11 protein-coding genes are annotated in these 16,195 nt (G+C 71.2%); 4 read left to right on the top strand and 7 right to left on the bottom strand.

Annotated elements, in window-relative coordinates:
* Positions 1-123 precede the first annotated feature (123 nt).
* Entirely contained in the window at positions 124-1,434 is a 1,311-nt protein-coding gene (locus ACSU6M_RS31390; protein WP_437074318.1) for an acyltransferase family protein, read from the bottom strand.
* A gap of 332 nt (positions 1,435-1,766) precedes the next feature.
* On the opposite strand from ACSU6M_RS31390, the gene ACSU6M_RS31385 reads away from it, so the two are divergent.
* Positions 1,767-2,735, top strand: a complete 969-nt coding sequence (locus ACSU6M_RS31385) for a hypothetical protein (protein ID WP_437074317.1) — start codon at positions 1,767-1,769, stop codon at positions 2,733-2,735.
* Positions 2,736-2,819: 84 nt separating this feature from the next.
* Here ACSU6M_RS31385 and ACSU6M_RS31380 read toward each other — a convergent pair whose 3' ends face one another.
* The 6 genes from ACSU6M_RS31380 to ACSU6M_RS31355 all read right to left on the bottom strand — a co-directional run bounded on the left by ACSU6M_RS31380 (position 2,820) and on the right by ACSU6M_RS31355 (position 13,350).
* Positions 2,820-7,112: a discoidin domain-containing protein gene (locus ACSU6M_RS31380; protein WP_437074316.1), complete on the bottom strand. Its 4,293-nt coding sequence runs from the start codon at positions 7,110-7,112 to the stop codon at positions 2,820-2,822.
* A 265-nt stretch (positions 7,113-7,377) separates the two neighbouring features.
* Positions 7,378-8,388 (bottom strand): LacI family DNA-binding transcriptional regulator, encoded by a 1,011-nt coding sequence (locus ACSU6M_RS31375; protein ID WP_437074314.1) that lies wholly within the window; start codon positions 8,386-8,388, stop codon positions 7,378-7,380.
* 104 nt (positions 8,389-8,492) lie between these two features.
* Positions 8,493-10,097 (bottom strand): glycoside hydrolase family 13 protein, encoded by a 1,605-nt coding sequence (locus ACSU6M_RS31370; protein ID WP_437074312.1) that lies wholly within the window; start codon positions 10,095-10,097, stop codon positions 8,493-8,495.
* Positions 10,098-10,135: 38 nt separating this feature from the next.
* A complete protein-coding gene (locus tag ACSU6M_RS31365; RefSeq protein ID WP_437074310.1) occupies positions 10,136-11,011 on the bottom strand; it encodes a carbohydrate ABC transporter permease in 876 nt (291 codons plus the stop codon).
* 18 nt (positions 11,012-11,029) lie between these two features.
* A complete protein-coding gene (locus ACSU6M_RS31360; RefSeq protein WP_437074309.1) occupies positions 11,030-11,938 on the bottom strand; it encodes a carbohydrate ABC transporter permease in 909 nt (302 codons plus the stop codon).
* Positions 11,935-13,350 (bottom strand): ABC transporter substrate-binding protein, encoded by a 1,416-nt coding sequence (locus ACSU6M_RS31355; RefSeq protein WP_437074307.1) that lies wholly within the window; start codon positions 13,348-13,350, stop codon positions 11,935-11,937. The genes ACSU6M_RS31360 and ACSU6M_RS31355 overlap by 4 nt, the downstream gene beginning before the upstream one ends.
* Before the next feature lie 227 nt (positions 13,351-13,577).
* Here ACSU6M_RS31355 and ACSU6M_RS31350 point away from each other — a divergent pair, with 227 nt between their 5' ends.
* The 3 genes from ACSU6M_RS31350 to ACSU6M_RS31340 all read left to right on the top strand — a co-directional run bounded on the left by ACSU6M_RS31350 (position 13,578) and on the right by ACSU6M_RS31340 (position 16,015).
* Positions 13,578-14,378, top strand: a complete 801-nt coding sequence (locus tag ACSU6M_RS31350) for a GNAT family N-acetyltransferase (protein WP_437074305.1) — start codon at positions 13,578-13,580, stop codon at positions 14,376-14,378.
* A gap of 170 nt (positions 14,379-14,548) precedes the next feature.
* On the top strand, positions 14,549-14,947 hold the full coding sequence (locus ACSU6M_RS31345) for an ASCH domain-containing protein (protein ID WP_437074304.1): 399 nt from the start codon (positions 14,549-14,551) through the stop codon (positions 14,945-14,947).
* A 66-nt stretch (positions 14,948-15,013) separates the two neighbouring features.
* Positions 15,014-16,015, top strand: a complete 1,002-nt coding sequence (locus ACSU6M_RS31340) for a phosphotransferase family protein (RefSeq protein ID WP_437074302.1) — start codon at positions 15,014-15,016, stop codon at positions 16,013-16,015.
* Positions 16,016-16,195: the final 180 nt, after the last annotated feature.

Genomic DNA, 16,195 nt, shown 5'->3' with positions numbered 1-16,195 from the left:
CCTGGGTGTACTCCCAAGTAGTGCAACGTCGGAGTGGCGTGCAGCCTTCACGCGGGACCGGCCGGACCTCACCGTGACCGGCCCAACTGCGTGAGCCGGCACGGCACATGAGGCGCACGGGGGTTATGCGCGGCCGGCGCGCTCCACCAGGAACCACCCCGTGAGGGCCATCGCGACGGCCGCCGGGGCGGTCACCCGGACGGCGACGAGGGTGGCCGTGTGCCCGTGCAGGAGGCCGCCGAGGCCGGTCATCGACAGACCCAGCACCCCGAACAGGGCGAGGGTGATGCCGAGTGCGGCGAGGGGGCCGCCGGCGTCGGTCGACGGGGTGGGGGCGGGGACGGGCTGTTCGAAGCGGCGGAAGAGGGACACCAGGAGCGCGGTGAGGGCGGCCGCCGCCCCGAGCCGGAGGGGGACCTGGGCCCACCAGGCGGCCGAGGCGGGCTCCGGCAGCCGTATGCCGAGGGCGAGCAGTGCGCCGTACACACCGAGCATCGCCGTCAGATGCCACAGGAACGCGGTCATCGCGATGCCGTTCGCGGCGACGACCGCACGCCAGACGCGCGCCCGCGCGGTGAACCGGGCACCGGGGCCCTTCAGCAGTTCGACCGCGCCGACCAGCCACAGGCCGTGGCAGAGCAGGGCGAGGGTCGGCGGGGCCATGTTGGAGACCTTCTCGCCCGGCATCCCCACCATGGACAGCGGATACGGCCCGTACGCGACCAGCAGCCCCGCGCCCACGAGGCCCGCCGCGGCCAGCAGGCCGGGACGGCGGATCAGCCCGTCGGCGCGCAGGAAGCCGAGCTGGTGGACGGCCAGCCACACGAGGGCGAAGTTCAGGAACTCCACGTAGGGCACACCGGCCGCGAACCGCAGCACGTCCACCGCGCCCGCACCCCCGGCCAGGGCGGCGAAGGCGCCCCACCCCCAGCGCCCGTGCAGCCGCAGCAGCGGCGGAGTGAGCGCGACCATGGCCAGATAGATGCCGATGAACCACAGCGGCTGGGTGACGAGTCGGAGCGCGGCGCCGGTCAGCCCTCCCCCGGCGTCCGCGACGAGCAGCTGGACGGCGAGCGCGAGCACGCCCCACACGCCGATGAAGACCATCGTGGGCCGCAGCAGCCGTTGCAGCCGGGCCCGCAGGAAGGCCGCGTACCGCGGGCGGGAGCGGTGGGCCAGGGCGTGCGCGAAGCCGCCGACGAAGAAGAACACCGGCATGACCTGGAGGGCCCAGGTGAGGATCTGCAGACCGGGGACGACGGCGAGCAGGTTGCCGATCTCTCCGTCCGCGGTGACCGCGGCCATCAGCCAGTGACCGAGCACGACCACCGTGAGCGAGGCGACCCGCAGCAGATCGACGTAGCGGTCCCGTGTGGCGGGGGTGGCGTCGGCGAGTTCCCGGGCGGTCGGCCCCCGGTCGGTGATGTTTCCCATGCGGGCACGGTGCCGTGCGCAAAGCGTTGGGCGTCAGCGCTCGGATACTCATCTCGGACGTGAGTACGGGCGACAGGAGTACGGGAGAAGGGGCCCTGAGGAAGGGGCGCGTAGGGGCGGAGGGCTGCGCGCGACCGGCGTGACCGCGCCCCGCACGAGCACGACCGGCGTCACGCGCCCCGCACGAGCACGAGCGGCATGACCGCGCCCCGCATGAGTGCGGACGGTGGGTCGCGGTCGGCCGCGCGGGCGACCTGCCGGACGGGCCACCGGCCTCCGCGGCCACCGGACGGTCATCGTCGTCTGGTGTCTCACCCCCCTGAGGAGAACCCATGGCACGACTTCCCCGCCTGACCGCGCTCGCCGCGGCCGCCACGGCCCTCGTCGCGCTCGCCGCGGGCCCCGCGTCCGCCGGCGACCTGACCCTGCGCAACCCGCGCGTCCTCGTCCACTTCGACTTCTCCGCCGGGCAGACCCCGGAGAGCATCGCCCTGGAGCCCGACGGCTCCGCCCTCGTCACCTTCGCCTTCGCCCGTCAGATCGCCCACGTCGACCCGCGGGGCGATGTCACCGTCCTCGCGGAGCTGCCGCGCGTCGACAACCCCCGGACCCCGGTCATCGGCATCGCCGCGGCCATGGGCATCGCCCGCGCCGAGGACGGCACCGTGTACGTCAACTACGCCACCGGCACCGAGGAGAGCGGCATCTGGCGGCTGCGCCCCGACGGCAGCGGCCCGGTACAGATCGCGCGGTTCCCGGCCACCTCGTTCCCGAACGGCCTCGCGCTCGACGAGGAGTGCGGCACCCTCTACGCCGCCGACTCGGCCAGAGGCATCGTCTGGCGCGTCCCGGTGACCGGCGGCACGCCCAGGGCCTGGGCGACCGGGACGCCGCTGACCCCGAAGAGCTTCGTCGGCGCCAACGGCGTACAGGTCCGCAAGGGCGCCGTCTGGGTGTCCAACACCGACCGCGCGACCCTGCTGCGCATCCCGGTCCGCCCGGACAAGTCCGCGGGCCCGATCCAGACCAGGGCGCGCAACCTCACCTGGATCGACGACTTCGCCTTCGTCGGCCACCGCGGCGACACGGTCCTGGCCGCGCAGATCCAGGTGAACAAGGTGGCCCTCGTACGGCCCGACGGCACCCACAGGACGGTGCTCACCCGAGCCGACGGACTGGCCAACCCGACCTCCGTGGCCGTGCGCCACAGGACCGTCTACGTCAACAGCGCGTCCTTCTTCCTGGAGCAGGACCCCGATCCGAACCTGCTGCTCGCCCGTCTCTCCCCCCACAAGGGCTGAGACGCACACGGACCGGCGCCCGCCGCGCGGTGCGGCGGGCGCCGGCCGTCTGCCGTCTGCCGTCCGGGGCCGGGCCCGAGCGGGTCAGCAGGGATTGATGTTCAGCTTGAAGGTGCTGGTGGTGTTACGGATGTCCTCCGCGTTGCCGTTCATCCGCAGGCAGTTGATCGTCGCCTCGCCGACGGCGGGCCCCTGGCCGGGTTCGGGCATCTCGTTGACCCAGATGCCGATGCCGGACTTGGCGTCCCAGGCGTCACCGCTGCGCTGGGCGCCGGTGATGGAGATGTCGGTCAGGACGGTGTCCTTGACCGGGTTCTCCGGCCGGCTGCCGTCGTACTTCGTCTGGAACATGATGCCGCTGTAGGTGGGGGCGACGATGTCCACGTTGTTCACGCGGATGCCCTGGAAGACCTTCGAGGCGGAGAACAGCCAGATGCCCGGGAAGGTCTGGTTGCCCCAGAAATGGCCGCCCGCCCGGACGATCGAGATGTTCTCGAAGGTCGTCGGATCGGCCCCGAACCCGTTCATCGGGTAGCCGAAGTCCAGGGACGAGATGGTGATGCCGGAGTAGACGAGCGTGTCGGCGATATGGATGTTGCGGAAGGTGTTGTGGTACCCGCCGTACACGGCCACTCCCGCCGCCCGCCAGGTCAGCGTGGTGGTCAGGTTCTCGTAGACGTTGTTCTTCATGTCCGCGCCGCCCGCGTCGATGGCCGAGAACAGCGCGAAGCTGTCGTCGCCGGTGGCCCGGGCGTCGTTGTTGGCGACGAGGTTGTCGGTGGAGCCGTTGGTCATGTTGACGCCGTCGGCGAACATGTTGCGGATCCGGGAGTTCCTGATCGTCATCCGGTCGGTGTTGGCGCCCCAGTAGAGGCACACCATGTGCTCGTTCCAGATGTCGTCGATCACGATGTCCGACACATTGGAGAAGTCGAACACCTTGCCCGGTCCGTCGATGCGCGAGGTGTAGTTGCCGAAGTAGGCGAAGCCCTTGAACAGCGATCCCTTCGCCGTCGCCTCGGCGCGGAAGCCGATGTCGGTGTTGTCCTGTGTGGAGGGGGCGTGGAACCTGGTGAACCAGGGACCCGCGCCGACCACCCTCACCGGCTTGCCGTACACCTGGAACTTGCTCGAGGTCAGGTAGTCGCCCGGCGGCAGATACACCCCGACGAGTGTGCCGGTGCTGTCCATGCGGACCCGGTCGAGGGCGTTCTGCACGTCCTGGTGGGTGAATCCGGCGGGCACGGCGTACGCCGCCGGGTCGGGGTTGGCGACCGGGGTGGCCTGCTCCAGGTCGACGAAGTCGATCGCGTAGTGGGCGGCGGTGTTGGCGGCGTCCTTCTGCAGCCGGATCCGGCTGCCCGCGGGCACGGTCCTGCCGAGCATCAGGTGCGCCTCGTCGTAGATGTGCCGCGGGGCGCCCGCACCCGGTGAGTTGCCGGGTGACGCCTCGGCGCCGTACAGCCAGGCGTACTTGGAGGTCAGCGGCAGTGCCTTCGTGAAGACGCCGTCGACATACACATTGATCGACGAGTCGATACCTCCGCCGCCCGGGGCGTCCGGGATGGAGAAGCGGGTGACCAGGGTGTTCGTCGCGGCGCGGGTGGTGAACTCGACGTACTCGCCGGTCGCGTCGAGGGTGACCGCCCTGCGGCCGGACGCCTCGCCGTCGATGGTGCCGACGGCCCGGCCGGGGCCGACCACGCTCGCGCCGCCGCCGACGGTGCCGTCCTCCGCCTCGTAGGTGTCGTACGGCATGTCGGCGCCGCGTCCGACGAACAGCGGGCGGGTGGAGGTGTTGTTCTGCCGCTTGACCGGCACCTCGTTGACGTCGTCGGCGATGACCGTACGGACGGTGTACGAGCCGTCGGCGGCCGTCCAGGGGCCGAGGCCGACCACGGCCGTGTCACCCGCGGCGATGACGCCGGTGTGGCTGCCGGTCAGCGTTCTGACCGTGGTCCCCCTGTCGTCGACGAGGGTGAGGGTGACGCCGTGGGCGCCCGCGGCGCTCGGTTCGTTGCCCTGGTTCCTCACCGCGACCTTGAAGGTGACGGTGTCGCCGGCGGCCGGGCTGGAGGGCGTGGTGGTCACCGAGGCGGCGATCAGGTCGGCGCTCTGGACGGGCCGGACCACCAGGGCGGTGGGCCTGGTGTAGGTGTTGTCGGTCTCGTTCTGCTCGATGACCTCGTTCGCCTCGTCCGCGACGGCGCTCAGCTCGTACGACCCGGCCTCGCGGGCGCCGACGGACGCCTCCACCGTGGTCTGGGCGCCGGGTGCGAGGGCGCCGACCTGGGCGGTGGCGACCTTGGTGCCGCCCAGGCGCAGGGCCACCCTGCTCGCGGCGGCCGGGGCCGGGCCGTCGTTGCGGACGGTCGCCGAGACGGTGACGGGGTCGGACTCGACGGGCGAGACGGGCGAGGTGGTCAGGCCCGTCACCATGAGGTTCGGGTTGGGCGCGGGCACCCCGTACACCTGGAACTCGGCGATCTGTCCGGCCGGGGCACCGGAGTTGGCGGTGAACCGCAGCCGCACATCGGCCACGCGTGCGGTGACGGGCACGGTGACGGTGTTGCCGGTCGCCGGGCTGAAGTCGTAACTCCGGCTGGGGACAAGGCCGGTGAAGGCCGTGGCGTTCTGCTCCCGGCCGAGGACCTCGATGGTCTGGGACCGCGCCTGCCACACCTGGTCCGGGTTGAGCCTGAGCACCAGCCGGTCGAGATCGGCGTCGGCGCCCAGCTTGACGGTGAGGGTCTGCGGGTAACTGCCGCCCGCGCCCTCCCAGTAGGTGGCCGTGTTGTTGTCGTTGGCGTGGGCGGCGATGTAGGTGTGGACCGTGGAGGAGGCGTCGATCGGCTTGCCCACCGCCAGGTTCGAGCCGGTGCCGCCGCTGCCGTTGCGGGTCACCTTGTTGCTGTCGGCGGAGCGGTTGCCCGCCGCGTCCTTCGCCCGTATGTGGTAGGTGACGGTGGCGGTCGTCGGCTGGGTGTCGGTGTAGGTGGTGATGTTCCCGGCCACGCTCGCCCGCAGGACGTTGTTGGCGTAGATGTCGTAGCCCGTCACGCCGACGTTGTCGGTCGACGCGGTCCAGGTCAGGCGGATCTTGCCTGACTCCGGCTCGGTGAGGGCGAGGTTCGCCGGGGCGGTGGGGGCCTGGGTGTCGCCGCCGTCGCCGAGGCGGGTGACGGTGTTGCTGTCACCGGACTGGTTGCCGGCCGCGTCCCGGGCCCGTACGCGATAGGACACGGTCTGGTCGGCCGGGCGGGTGTCGGTGAAGGTGGTGGTGGCGCCGGAGACGCTGGTGAGCAGGTCGCCGTTGGCGTAGATGTCGTACGCGGTGACGCCCACGTTGTCGGTCGACGCGGTCCACGTCAGCCGGATCTGGCCGGTGGCGGGCTCGGTGAGGGCGAGGCCGGTGGGGGCGGTCGGGGCCCGGGTGTCGCCGGTGGCCGGGCCGTAGATCTCCAGTTCGGCTATCTGGGCGGCCGGTTGGACGGTGTTGGCGGTCACCAGGACGCGGACGTAGCGGGTGGTGGCGGCGTCGAAGGCGATCGTCGCCGCGTGGCCCGCGGCGGCGTCGAAGGTGTACGCCCGCGCGGCCGTCAGATCGGTGAAGTCGGAGCCGTCGGTGCTGCCCTGGATCTTCAGGGTCTGGCTGCGGCTCTCCCAGCCGGACGGCAGCCGCAGGACGACGCGGTCGACCCGGAGCGAGGCGCCGAGGTCGGCCTGGAGCCACTGCGGGAAGGCGTGGTTGCGGCTCTCCCAGTAGCTGGCCCGGTTGCCGTCGTTGGCGTTCGGGGCGGCGTAGACCTCGGTGTGGCTGCTGGCGGTCAAAGTGCGGCCGGCGGCGAGGTCGGTGGAGGAGGCGTCGGCCGAGTGGACCTCCAACTCGGAGAGCTGGGCGGCCTGCCAGCCGGTGTTGGCGGTGATGTGGACGCGGACGAATCGGGTCAGCGTGGCGGGGAAGGCGACGGTGACGGTGTTCCCGGTGACCGGGCTGAAGGTGTACGAGGCGGAGTTCTTCAGGGTGGTGAAGCTGGTGCCGTCGGCGCTGCCCTGCAGGGTCAGGGTCTGGCTGCGGCTCTCCCAGCCGGACGGCAGCCGCAGGACGACCTCGTCGACGCGCTCGGTGCGGCCGAGGTCGGTCTGCACCCACTGGGGCAGCTGCGCACCGGCGCTCTCCCAGTACGAACTCTGGTCGCCGTCGGTGATGTTGGAGGCGCCGTGGCCGGAGTGTGCGCTGGCGGCCGACGCCGGGTCGCCGAGCGCGATGTTGGGCTCCGCCGCGGCGTGCGCGGGGACGGGGAGTAGTCCGACAGCGATCAGGGTGGCTGTCAGCAAGGCGGTGACCAGCCGCCCGATCGGATGTTTACGTCTCATGGTGGGCCTCTCCACACGCTCTGAGCCAGATTCTTGAGCAATTCTGTGGAACATTTGCGTTGCCGAGGCCACAGGTTCTACCGGGTGACGGGTCTGTCAACGGTTCCGTCACACCGGGACGGTCTCCGGTCGGACTTCTGGGCGGTCTCCGGCCGGAGTTCGGACGGGCTGCCGGACGGTCGTCCGGCCCCCGAAACGCCGACGGCACCGGTGTCGGCCGCCGCTGAGGGCGGCGGTGACACCGGTGCCGTGAGGGTTCGGGGGGTCAGCGGGCCGGCGGCGGGGCCGTCGAGCCCCGGACGACGAGCTCCGGCTCGAAGAGCAGCTCACCGGGGTGGGCCTGGGTGCCCTGGATCTGGGCGCACAGCAGGTCGACCGCCGCCCGGCCCATGGCCTCGATGGGCTGGCGCACGGTGGACAGCGGCGGTTCGGTGCAGGTCATGAAGGCGGAGTCGTCGAAGCCGACGACCGACACGTCCGCGGGGACGACCAGCCCGCGGCGCCGGGCGGCCCTGATGGCGCCGAGGGCGAGCGGGTCGCTGCCGCACACGATGCCGGTGACACCGCGCTGGAGCAGGCGCGCGGTCGCGGCCTGTCCGCCCTCCAGGGAGAAGATCGACCGCTCCACGTACTCGTCGGTCCAGGTCATGCCCGCTTCCTTCGCCGCCGCCCTGGCGGCCTCCAGCTTGCGCCGGGAGGGCACGTGGTCGGCCGGGCCGAGGACCATGCCGATGCGCTCGTGGCCCAGCGAGGCGAGGTGGCGCCATGCCTGCTCGACGGCCACGGCGTCGTCGCAGGCCACACAGGGGAAGTCGAGGCCCTCGATGGAGGCGTTGACCAGCACGACCGGGATGTTGCGCTCGGCGAGCCGGTGGTAGTGCTCGTGCGGCGCGTCGGCCTGCGCGAACAGGCCCCCGGCGAAGACCACGCCCGACACCTGCTGCTGGAGCAGCAGGTCCACGTAGTCGGCTTCGGAGACGCCTCCCTTGGTCTGGGTGCACAGCACCGGGGTGAGCCCCTGCTGCGCGAGCGCGCCCCCGATGACCTCCGCGAACGCCGGGAAGATCGGGTTCTGCAGCTCCGGGAGCACCAGGCCGACGAGCCGGGCGCGCTCGCCGCGCAGCTGCGTCGGCCGCTCGTACCCCAGCACGTCCAGCGCGGTGAGCACGGACTGGCGGGTCGCCTCCGACACGCCGGGCTTGCCGTTGAGGACACGGCTGACCGTCGCCTCGCTGACCCCCACCTTCTTCGCCACCTGGGCAAGTCGTCGCGTCATGTACGCAAGACTAACGCAAATTCCGCAAGCGGATTGCGGCCGTTCGCGCTTTCGTCCCGGATTCCGACGCAAGCGTCTTGCGCCCCTTGCGTGCTCCCCGCGGGTCAGGTGCGCAGCCACACCGCCGTGTCCCGCGGCAGGGCTCCGTCGGCGGCGAGCGGCCCGCTGCTGAGCAGGGTCCGTCGGTGCGGTGGGAGGGCCACGGGAGGTGAGGAGAGGTTGACGACGCAGACCAGGCCGTCGGTGCGGGCGAAGGACAGGACGCCCGGCGCGGCGGGCAGCCAGGTCAGCGGGCCGTCTCCGAAGCCGGGTTCCGACCGGCGTAGGCGCAGGGCCTCCTGGTACAGGGTGAGCATCGAATCCGGGTCGGCCCGCTGGCGGTCGACGGCGTAGCGGGCCCAGTCCGCGGGCTGGGGCAGCCAGGGCTCCTCCCCCGCGCCGAAGCCGCACCAGCGCGCGTCGGCCTCCCAGGGCAGGGGCACCCGGCAGCCGTCGCGGCCGGGATCGGTGCCGTGGGAGCGGAAGTGCATGGGGTCCTGGATGCGGTCGAGCGGGATGTCGGCCTCGGGCAGGCCGAGTTCCTCGCCCTGGTACAGGTACACCGAGCCGGGCAGGGCGAGGGTGAGCAGGGCGGCCGCGCGGGCACGGCGGGTGCCGAGGGCGAGGTCGGTGGGGGTGCCGAAGCGCTTGGTGGCGAAGTCGAAGGCGGTGTCCGCCCGGCCGTAGCGGGTGACGGTGCGGGTGACGTCGTGATTGCACAGCACCCAGGTGGCGGGCGCGCCGACGGGGGCGTGTTCGGCGAGGGTGTCGTCGATCGCGCGGCGCAGCCGGCCGGCGTCCCAGGGGCAGCTGAGGAAGGTGAAGTTGAAGGCGGTGTGCAGTTCGTCGGGGCGCAGATAGCGGGCGAAGCGTTCGGCGTCCGGAAGCCAGACCTCGCCGACGAACACCGCTCGATAGGCGTCGGCGATCGCCCGCCAGGAGCGGTAGATGTCGTGCAGTTCGTCCCGGTCGACATAGGGGTGCGGGTCGACGCCCTCCTCGAAGTCGGCGAGCGCCGGGTCCTTCACCAGCAGGGCGGCCGAGTCGATCCGTACGCCCGCCACGCCTCGCTCGAACCAGAAGCGCAGGATGTCCTCGTGCTCGCGGCGCACGTCCGGGTGCGCCCAGTTGAGGTCGGGCTGCTCGGGGGTGAACAGGTGCAGATACCACTCGCCGTCGGGCACACGGGTCCAGGTGGTGCCGGCGAACTGGGACGGCCAGTCGTTGGGCGGGAGTTCGCCGTGGGCGCCGCGGCCGGGGCGGAAGTGGAAGCGGGCGCGCTCGGGGCTGCCGGGTCCGGCCGCCAGCGCGGCCCGGAACCAGGGGTGCCGGTCGGACACGTGGTTGGGGACGATGTCGACGATGACCCGGATGCCCAGCGCGTCGGCCTCGGCGATGAGTTTCTCGGCCTCGGCGAGGGTGCCGAAGAGGGGGTCGATGGCGCGGTAGTCGGCGACGTCGTAGCCGCCGTCGACCATCGGGGAGGCGTACCAGGGGGTGAACCACACGGCGTCGACGCCGAGTTCGGCGAGGTGGGGCAGTCGTGCCCGGATGCCCCCGAGGTCACCGGTGCCGTCGCCGTCGCCGTCGGCGAAGCTGCGGGGGTACACCTGGTAGATGACGGCGTCGCGCCACCAGTCGTCGGTGCGGGGCGGGTGAGGGGCTGCCACGGGGTTTCCTTTCGGGCAGGGAGGGTGGGCGGCGGCTCTCAGCCCTTGAGGCCGCCGGCGGTCAGGCCGCTCATGATGTTGCGCTGGAAGACCAGGAAGACGATCAGCGTCGGCAGGGAGGCGATCGTCAGCGCGGCGATCAGGACGTTGACCGGGACGCCGTTGGAGAGGGAGTAGATCCCGACGTTGAGGGTCTGCTTGGCGGGGTCGGGCAGGGTGAGCATCGGCCACAGGAAGTCCTTCCAGACCCCGACGACCGCGAAGATCGACACCACGCCGAGGATGGGCCGGGAGATCGGCAGCACGACGGACCACAGGATGCGCAGAGGGCCGGCGCCGTCCATCGCGGCGGCATCGAGCAGTTCCTTGGGGATGGAGTCGAAGAAGCGCTTGAGCAGGAAGATGTTGAAGGCGTTGGTGACGGACGGCAGCCAGATCGCCCACGGCGTGTTCAGCAGGTTCCGCTCGACGATCGGCACGTCCAGCACGGTCAGGTACTGCGGTACGACGAGCACGGTCGCCGGGATCATCAGCGTGGCCAGCATCATGCCGAGGATCACCTTGCCGAGGACGGGCCGCAGCCGGGACAGCGAGTACGCGGCGGCCACGTCCAGGACGAGCTGGAAGGCGAGCGCCCCGAAGGCGTAGTAGAGGGTGTTGAACAGCAGGGAGGACAGGTCCATGACCTCCCAGGCCCGGCTGTAGTTCTCCGGCGCGAAGCTCTCCGGGGCCAGGGTCGGCGGGGTGCGGATCACCTCCTGCGCGTCCTTGAAGCCGCTGGACACCAGCCAGTACAGCGGCCCCAGGAACACCAGCGTGAAGCCGCCGACGACCACGGTGAACACGGTCCGATAGAGGGCCTTGCCGCGCGGCTTGGCGAGCTGGGCCGGCGAGATGAGCGTACGCGTGGACATGGTGGGTCTCCCCCGGTGCTAGGCGTCCTCGGAGCGGCTGAGCTTGACGTACGCCGCGGAGAATCCGGCGAGGAGTACGAGCAGGAGGAGGCCGAGCGCCGCCGCGGCACCGTAGTTGTTGAAGTTGAAGGCGTACTGGTAGATGAGGTACACGACGGTGGTCGTCGACCCCTCGGGTCCGGCTCCCCCGGTGAGCAGGAACGGCTCCACGAAGACCTGCATGGTGGCGACGATCTGCATGAGCAGCATCAGCGACAGGACCAGCCGGGTCTGCGGGACGGTGACGTGCCAGATCTTGCGCAGCAGTCCGGCGCCGTCGAGCTCGGCCGCCTCGTACAGCTCGCCGGGGATGCCCTGGAGCGCGGCGAGGTAGACCAGGGTGGCTCCGCCCATGTTCATCCACGTGGCGGCGACGACGACGGACAGCATGGACAGGTCCGGGTCCTGGAGCCACTGCTGCTCGGGCAGGTGGAGGAGGCCGAGGAGTTCGTTGAGGAGGCCGTATCCGGGGTCGTAGAGGTACTTGAAGAGCAGTACGGAGGCGACCGGCGGGAGCATCACCGGCAGGTAGACCAGCAGGCGGAGGTAGCCCTGGGCGTGGCGGAACTCGTTGATGACGACGGCGGCGACGAACGGGACCGCGAAGCCGAGGACCAGGGCGAGCACGGTGAACAGCACGGTGTTGCGCCATGCCTGCCAGAAGGCGGGGTCGTTGTAGACGGTCCGGAGGTTGTCCAGGCCGACCCAGGTGGTCTCGCCGCCCTCGGTCCGCTGGAAGGCCAGCAGGAACTCCCGGATCATCGGGTACCAGGAGAAGAAGGCGAAGCACAGCACCGCGCCGATGAGAAAGGCGTGCGCGGTCAGGTTGCGGCGCAGGCTCCGGGTGAGGGCGCCGCCCGGGGCCGGCAGGGGCGTCGCGCGCTTCACCGGTTGGCCAGGACCTGGTTGACCTGTTCCTCGGCCGTGTCGAGGAGGGCGTCGATGTCGGCGTCCTCGTTGGTGAGGATGCCGGACATGACGTTGTCCAGGACCTTGTAGATCTCCTGCGCCTTCGGGGGTTCGGCCTTGCCGGGCACCGGGTTGTCCATGAACGTCCTGAAGTTGGCGACCGGCATGGTGGCGTTCGCCAGACGGGCGGCGTCGTCCTTCCTCTTGGACTCGCCGCGCCAGAAGTTGGGCTGGGGGACGCCGACGGGCAGCTTGTCGGCCTTGGCGCGGGCCCAGTCGAACTGGCCCTTGCCGACGGTGAGGTTCTTGAAGTTGAGCCAGGCGATCGCGGCCTTGATCTTGTCGGGCGAGATGCCCTTCTTGATCATGTAGTTGTTGCCGCCGGCCAGTGTGTTCTTCTCGCCGGGTATCGGCCCCATGCCGAAGTTCTCGTACTCGGCGCCCAGTTGCTGGACCATGTACGCGATGTCGTCGGGGGCGGCGAGGAACATGCCGAGCTTGTCGGTGGCGATCTGCTTCTGCAGGTCGCCCCACTTCAGCAGCTGGGTGTCGCCCATGCTGTCGTCCTCCCAGCGCATGGCGTGGAGGTTGGCCGCGACCTGCCTGCCGAGCTCGTCGTTGAAGGCGGCCCTGCGTCCGCTCGCGTCCACGATGTCGCCGCCGATGCTGTACAGGTGCGCGGTGAAGTGCCAGCCGCCGGTGTTGCCCGCGCTGTACTCGCCGAAGCCCGCGATGCCGTCGCCGAGTCCGGCGATCTTCTTGGCGGCGGCGCGCACCTGCGCCCAGGTGCGCGGCGGGTTGTCGGGGTCCAGCCCGGCCCGCTCGAACAGCTTGCGGTTGATCAGCAGGCCCATCGTGTAGTTGCTGGTGGGCAGGCCGTAGAGCTTGCCGTCGTGGCGGAGCGAGGCGAGGACGTTCGGGTCGATGTCCTTCAGCGCGGGGACGGTTCTGTCGTTGACGTAGGCGGTGATGTCCTCGGCGCCGTCGTGGTCGAGGACCTGCGGCAGATCGGTGAAGTACGTGTAGAACACGTCCGGTTGGGACTTGGCCTTGAGCATCGCGGTGAAGCGGGGCGGCTCCAGGCACTGGCCCGGCGTGGAGCGGCCGTCGATCGTGACGTTCGGATACGTCCTGTTGAACTCGGCGACGTCCTCCTTCCACTCCTTCAGCTCGGCCGCCTTCGCCGCCGGCGGCATGCAGTCGATGGTGAGGGTGACCTTGGTCTTCGGGTCGAGCGGCGCCGAGGGGTCGGCGGAGGCGCCGTCGCCGGATCCGCCGCCGCCGTCGCCGCTGCTGCTCGTGCCGCAGGCGGCGAGCGCGGTCAGGGTCAGAGCGGAGACGACGACGGCCGCACCACCGCGGCGGGTACGGCGGAACCGGGCTCTTCTCATGGGTGGGTCCCCTTCGGGCAGGAACGTGGAGTCCGCCCCACGAACCGACGTCTGTGGGGCGCGCCACACTCAACCACTCACCACAACCTCACGCAAGATGTCGCGCATACTTTGCAATTCATCGACAACAGGCGGTCGATTCTCTGCGCGCCCTCTCCGGTGGCGTAGGGTGACCGGACGGTGACTCGGTCAAACCCTCGTCCGGTCCGGCCACTTGAGAGGTTTCGATGAAGGAACTGACGGCGTCCGTCGAATCGATGGAGCAGCTCGCCGACGTCTGGCGCGCCATGGTGCTCGACCGGGACCCCGCGGCGGATGTGCGCGACCTTCCCGGCATCGCCGTCCGCTGGGCCGACTGCCGGTTCGCGTTCTGGAACTGCGTCACGCTGACGGAGGTCGGCACGCGGGCGGGTGTGCTCGCCCAGCGCTTGCGTCAGGCGGCGGACATCATGCGCTCCAAGACTCAGCCGGGCTTCCTGTGGGTCTTCGACGACCTCCTCGACGCCGACGCCCGTGCGGTGCTGGACGCGACGGCGGAGGAGGCCGGTCTGGCGTACGCCTTTCCGGGCACCGGCATGGCGGGGGACTTCCTGCCCCTCCCCGAGCCGTCCCACCCCGACCTGACCTTCGTACGCGTGACGACCGACGAACAGCTGCGGGCGTACGCGGACATCAACTCGCGGGCGTACGGGTTCCCTGTGGAGGACGGCCGCGACGGCCTCGTCGGCTCGGCCCTGTGGAAGCGCGAGGTCCACGCGTATCTGGGCCTGCGCGACGGCACCCCGGTGACCTGCGCCGCGACGGTCGAGGCGACGGGCCGGCTCTTCGTCGTCCTGGTGGCGACCGACCCCGGCCACGAGCGCCGCGGGTACGGCGAGGCGGTGACCCGCAAGGCGCTGTACGAGGGCGCCCGCGCCACCGGGCTGACCCGCGCCACCCTGCACGCGACGGCCGCGGGCGCGCCGGTGTACCCGCGCATCGGCTTCGTACCGAACTCGCCCGTCCGCTTCTACGCCCTCAAGTCCTGATCGGCCTCTGCGCGTTCCCGTCCTGATCCGCTTCCGCGGCCTCAACTCCTGATCAGCTTCCGTACGTTCAAGGCTGATCAGTTTCTCCACCCGCACGGTCGGATCGGCCTACGATCGGACCGGCCCCCGACCCTCGGGCGCCGGAGGTGTCCCGCGGGAGGCGAGAGCACATGTGGCCCCGAGTCGACGGTATGCGCGCGATGGAGCTCGGCACGCCCGGCGAGATGCGCGGCAGACTGAACGCGCTCGTCCTGGCCGGTACCAAGACCGCCACCACGGGACTGCTGGAGGACTACGTCGAGGACACCGAGGGGCTGGAGTTCATCGGCGAACGACTCGCCCTGCTGGGCGACGAGGGGCAGTCCGTCGGCGTCATCGAGGTCACGGGCGTGCAGGTGACCACCTTCGGCGAGGTCACCTGGGAACACGCCAGGGCCGAGGGCGAGGGAGACACCTCCCTGGAGGAGTGGCGTACCGGGCACCGGCGTTTCTGGAGTCGGGAGGGGGCCCTGATCCAGGACGACACAGCGGTCGTGTGCGTGGCGTTCCGGCTGGTCAAGACGGCCTGAGGCAGGGGCGCCCAGCGTGGTGCCCGCCTGCCGGGGGGCCGAGCGGATTTCCGAGGGGGAGGATTCATGACCGAGGCGTCGCGGGAGATGGTCGTCCGCCGGTTGCGGCGTGCGCTCGGGCCCGTGGAGCCGCTGTCCGCCACACGGCTCAGCGGCGGCTGGTACAACTCCGCGTGGCTGCTGGAACTCGCCGGCGGCCGGCGGCTGGTGCTCAAGTCGGCGCCGCCCGCCGACGCACCGGCACTGAGCCACGAGTGCGGACTGCTCGGCACCGAGCGGGTATTCCACCGCCTGGCGGGCGAGGCGGGGGTGCCCGTGCCGACGGTGCTCCATCACGAGTCGGCGGCCGAGGACGGGGTGAGCGAGTGGCTGCTGCTGGAGTATCTCGACGGTACGACGATGGACGCGGCCCGCGACCGGATCGCCCCCGGCGCGCGGGCGGCGCTGCGGCGCGGGCTGGGTGCCGCCGTCGCCCGGATCGCCGGCGTGACCGGCACGGAGTACGGCTATCCGCAGCCGACCGCGCCGCCCCTCGGCGCCTCCGACTGGCCGACCGCCTTCGCCCGGATGCTGGGCGCGGTGCTGGCCGACGCGGAGAGGTTCGGCGTGGCACTGCCCGTGCCGCCGGACCGGCTGGCCGGCCTGCCCGCGCGGTGCGCCGCGCAACTCGCCGAGGTGAAGCGGCCGGCGCTGGTGCACTTCGACGCGTGGGAGGGCAATGTCGTCGTCCGGCGACGGCCCTCCGGCGCCTGGGAGCTGGTCGGGCTCATCGACGGCGAGCGCGCCTTCTTCGGTGACCCCCTCGCCGAACTCGTCGGCCTCGATCCGCTCGGCGCCGCCGAGCACGACGCCGACCTGATCGCCGGCTACCGCAGCGTCGACCCGGACCTCACCCTGGACGAGGCGGCGTCCGCCCGGCTCGCGCTCTACCGGGTCTATCTCGCCCTGATCATGCGCGTGGAGGCGGCCCCGCGCGGCTACGGCGCCGACCACAGGGCCTGGCTCACCAGCTGGTCCGAGACCCGCGTCACCGACCAACTCGCCGTACTGGACCGCCTCCTCGGGTAGCCCGGTCCTGGCCCACGCGAAAAAAGAAGTTGCCCTGCGACGGGTCGGCCTTCTACGGTGTCCGGCATGGGATCTCTGTGACAGCCCCCGCACGGTCCGCGTCGAGCCTCGCTCCGCGGCCGTAGCGCTCACCGTCCTCATTTCCGTACGGATCGGCACCGCGTGGCGTCGCATGCACTG

It is taken from the genome of Streptomyces sp. enrichment culture (assembly GCF_964272895.1).
Taxonomy (GTDB): domain Bacteria; phylum Actinomycetota; class Actinomycetes; order Streptomycetales; family Streptomycetaceae; genus Streptomyces.
This window is presented reverse-complemented; position numbering and strand designations above follow the sequence as displayed.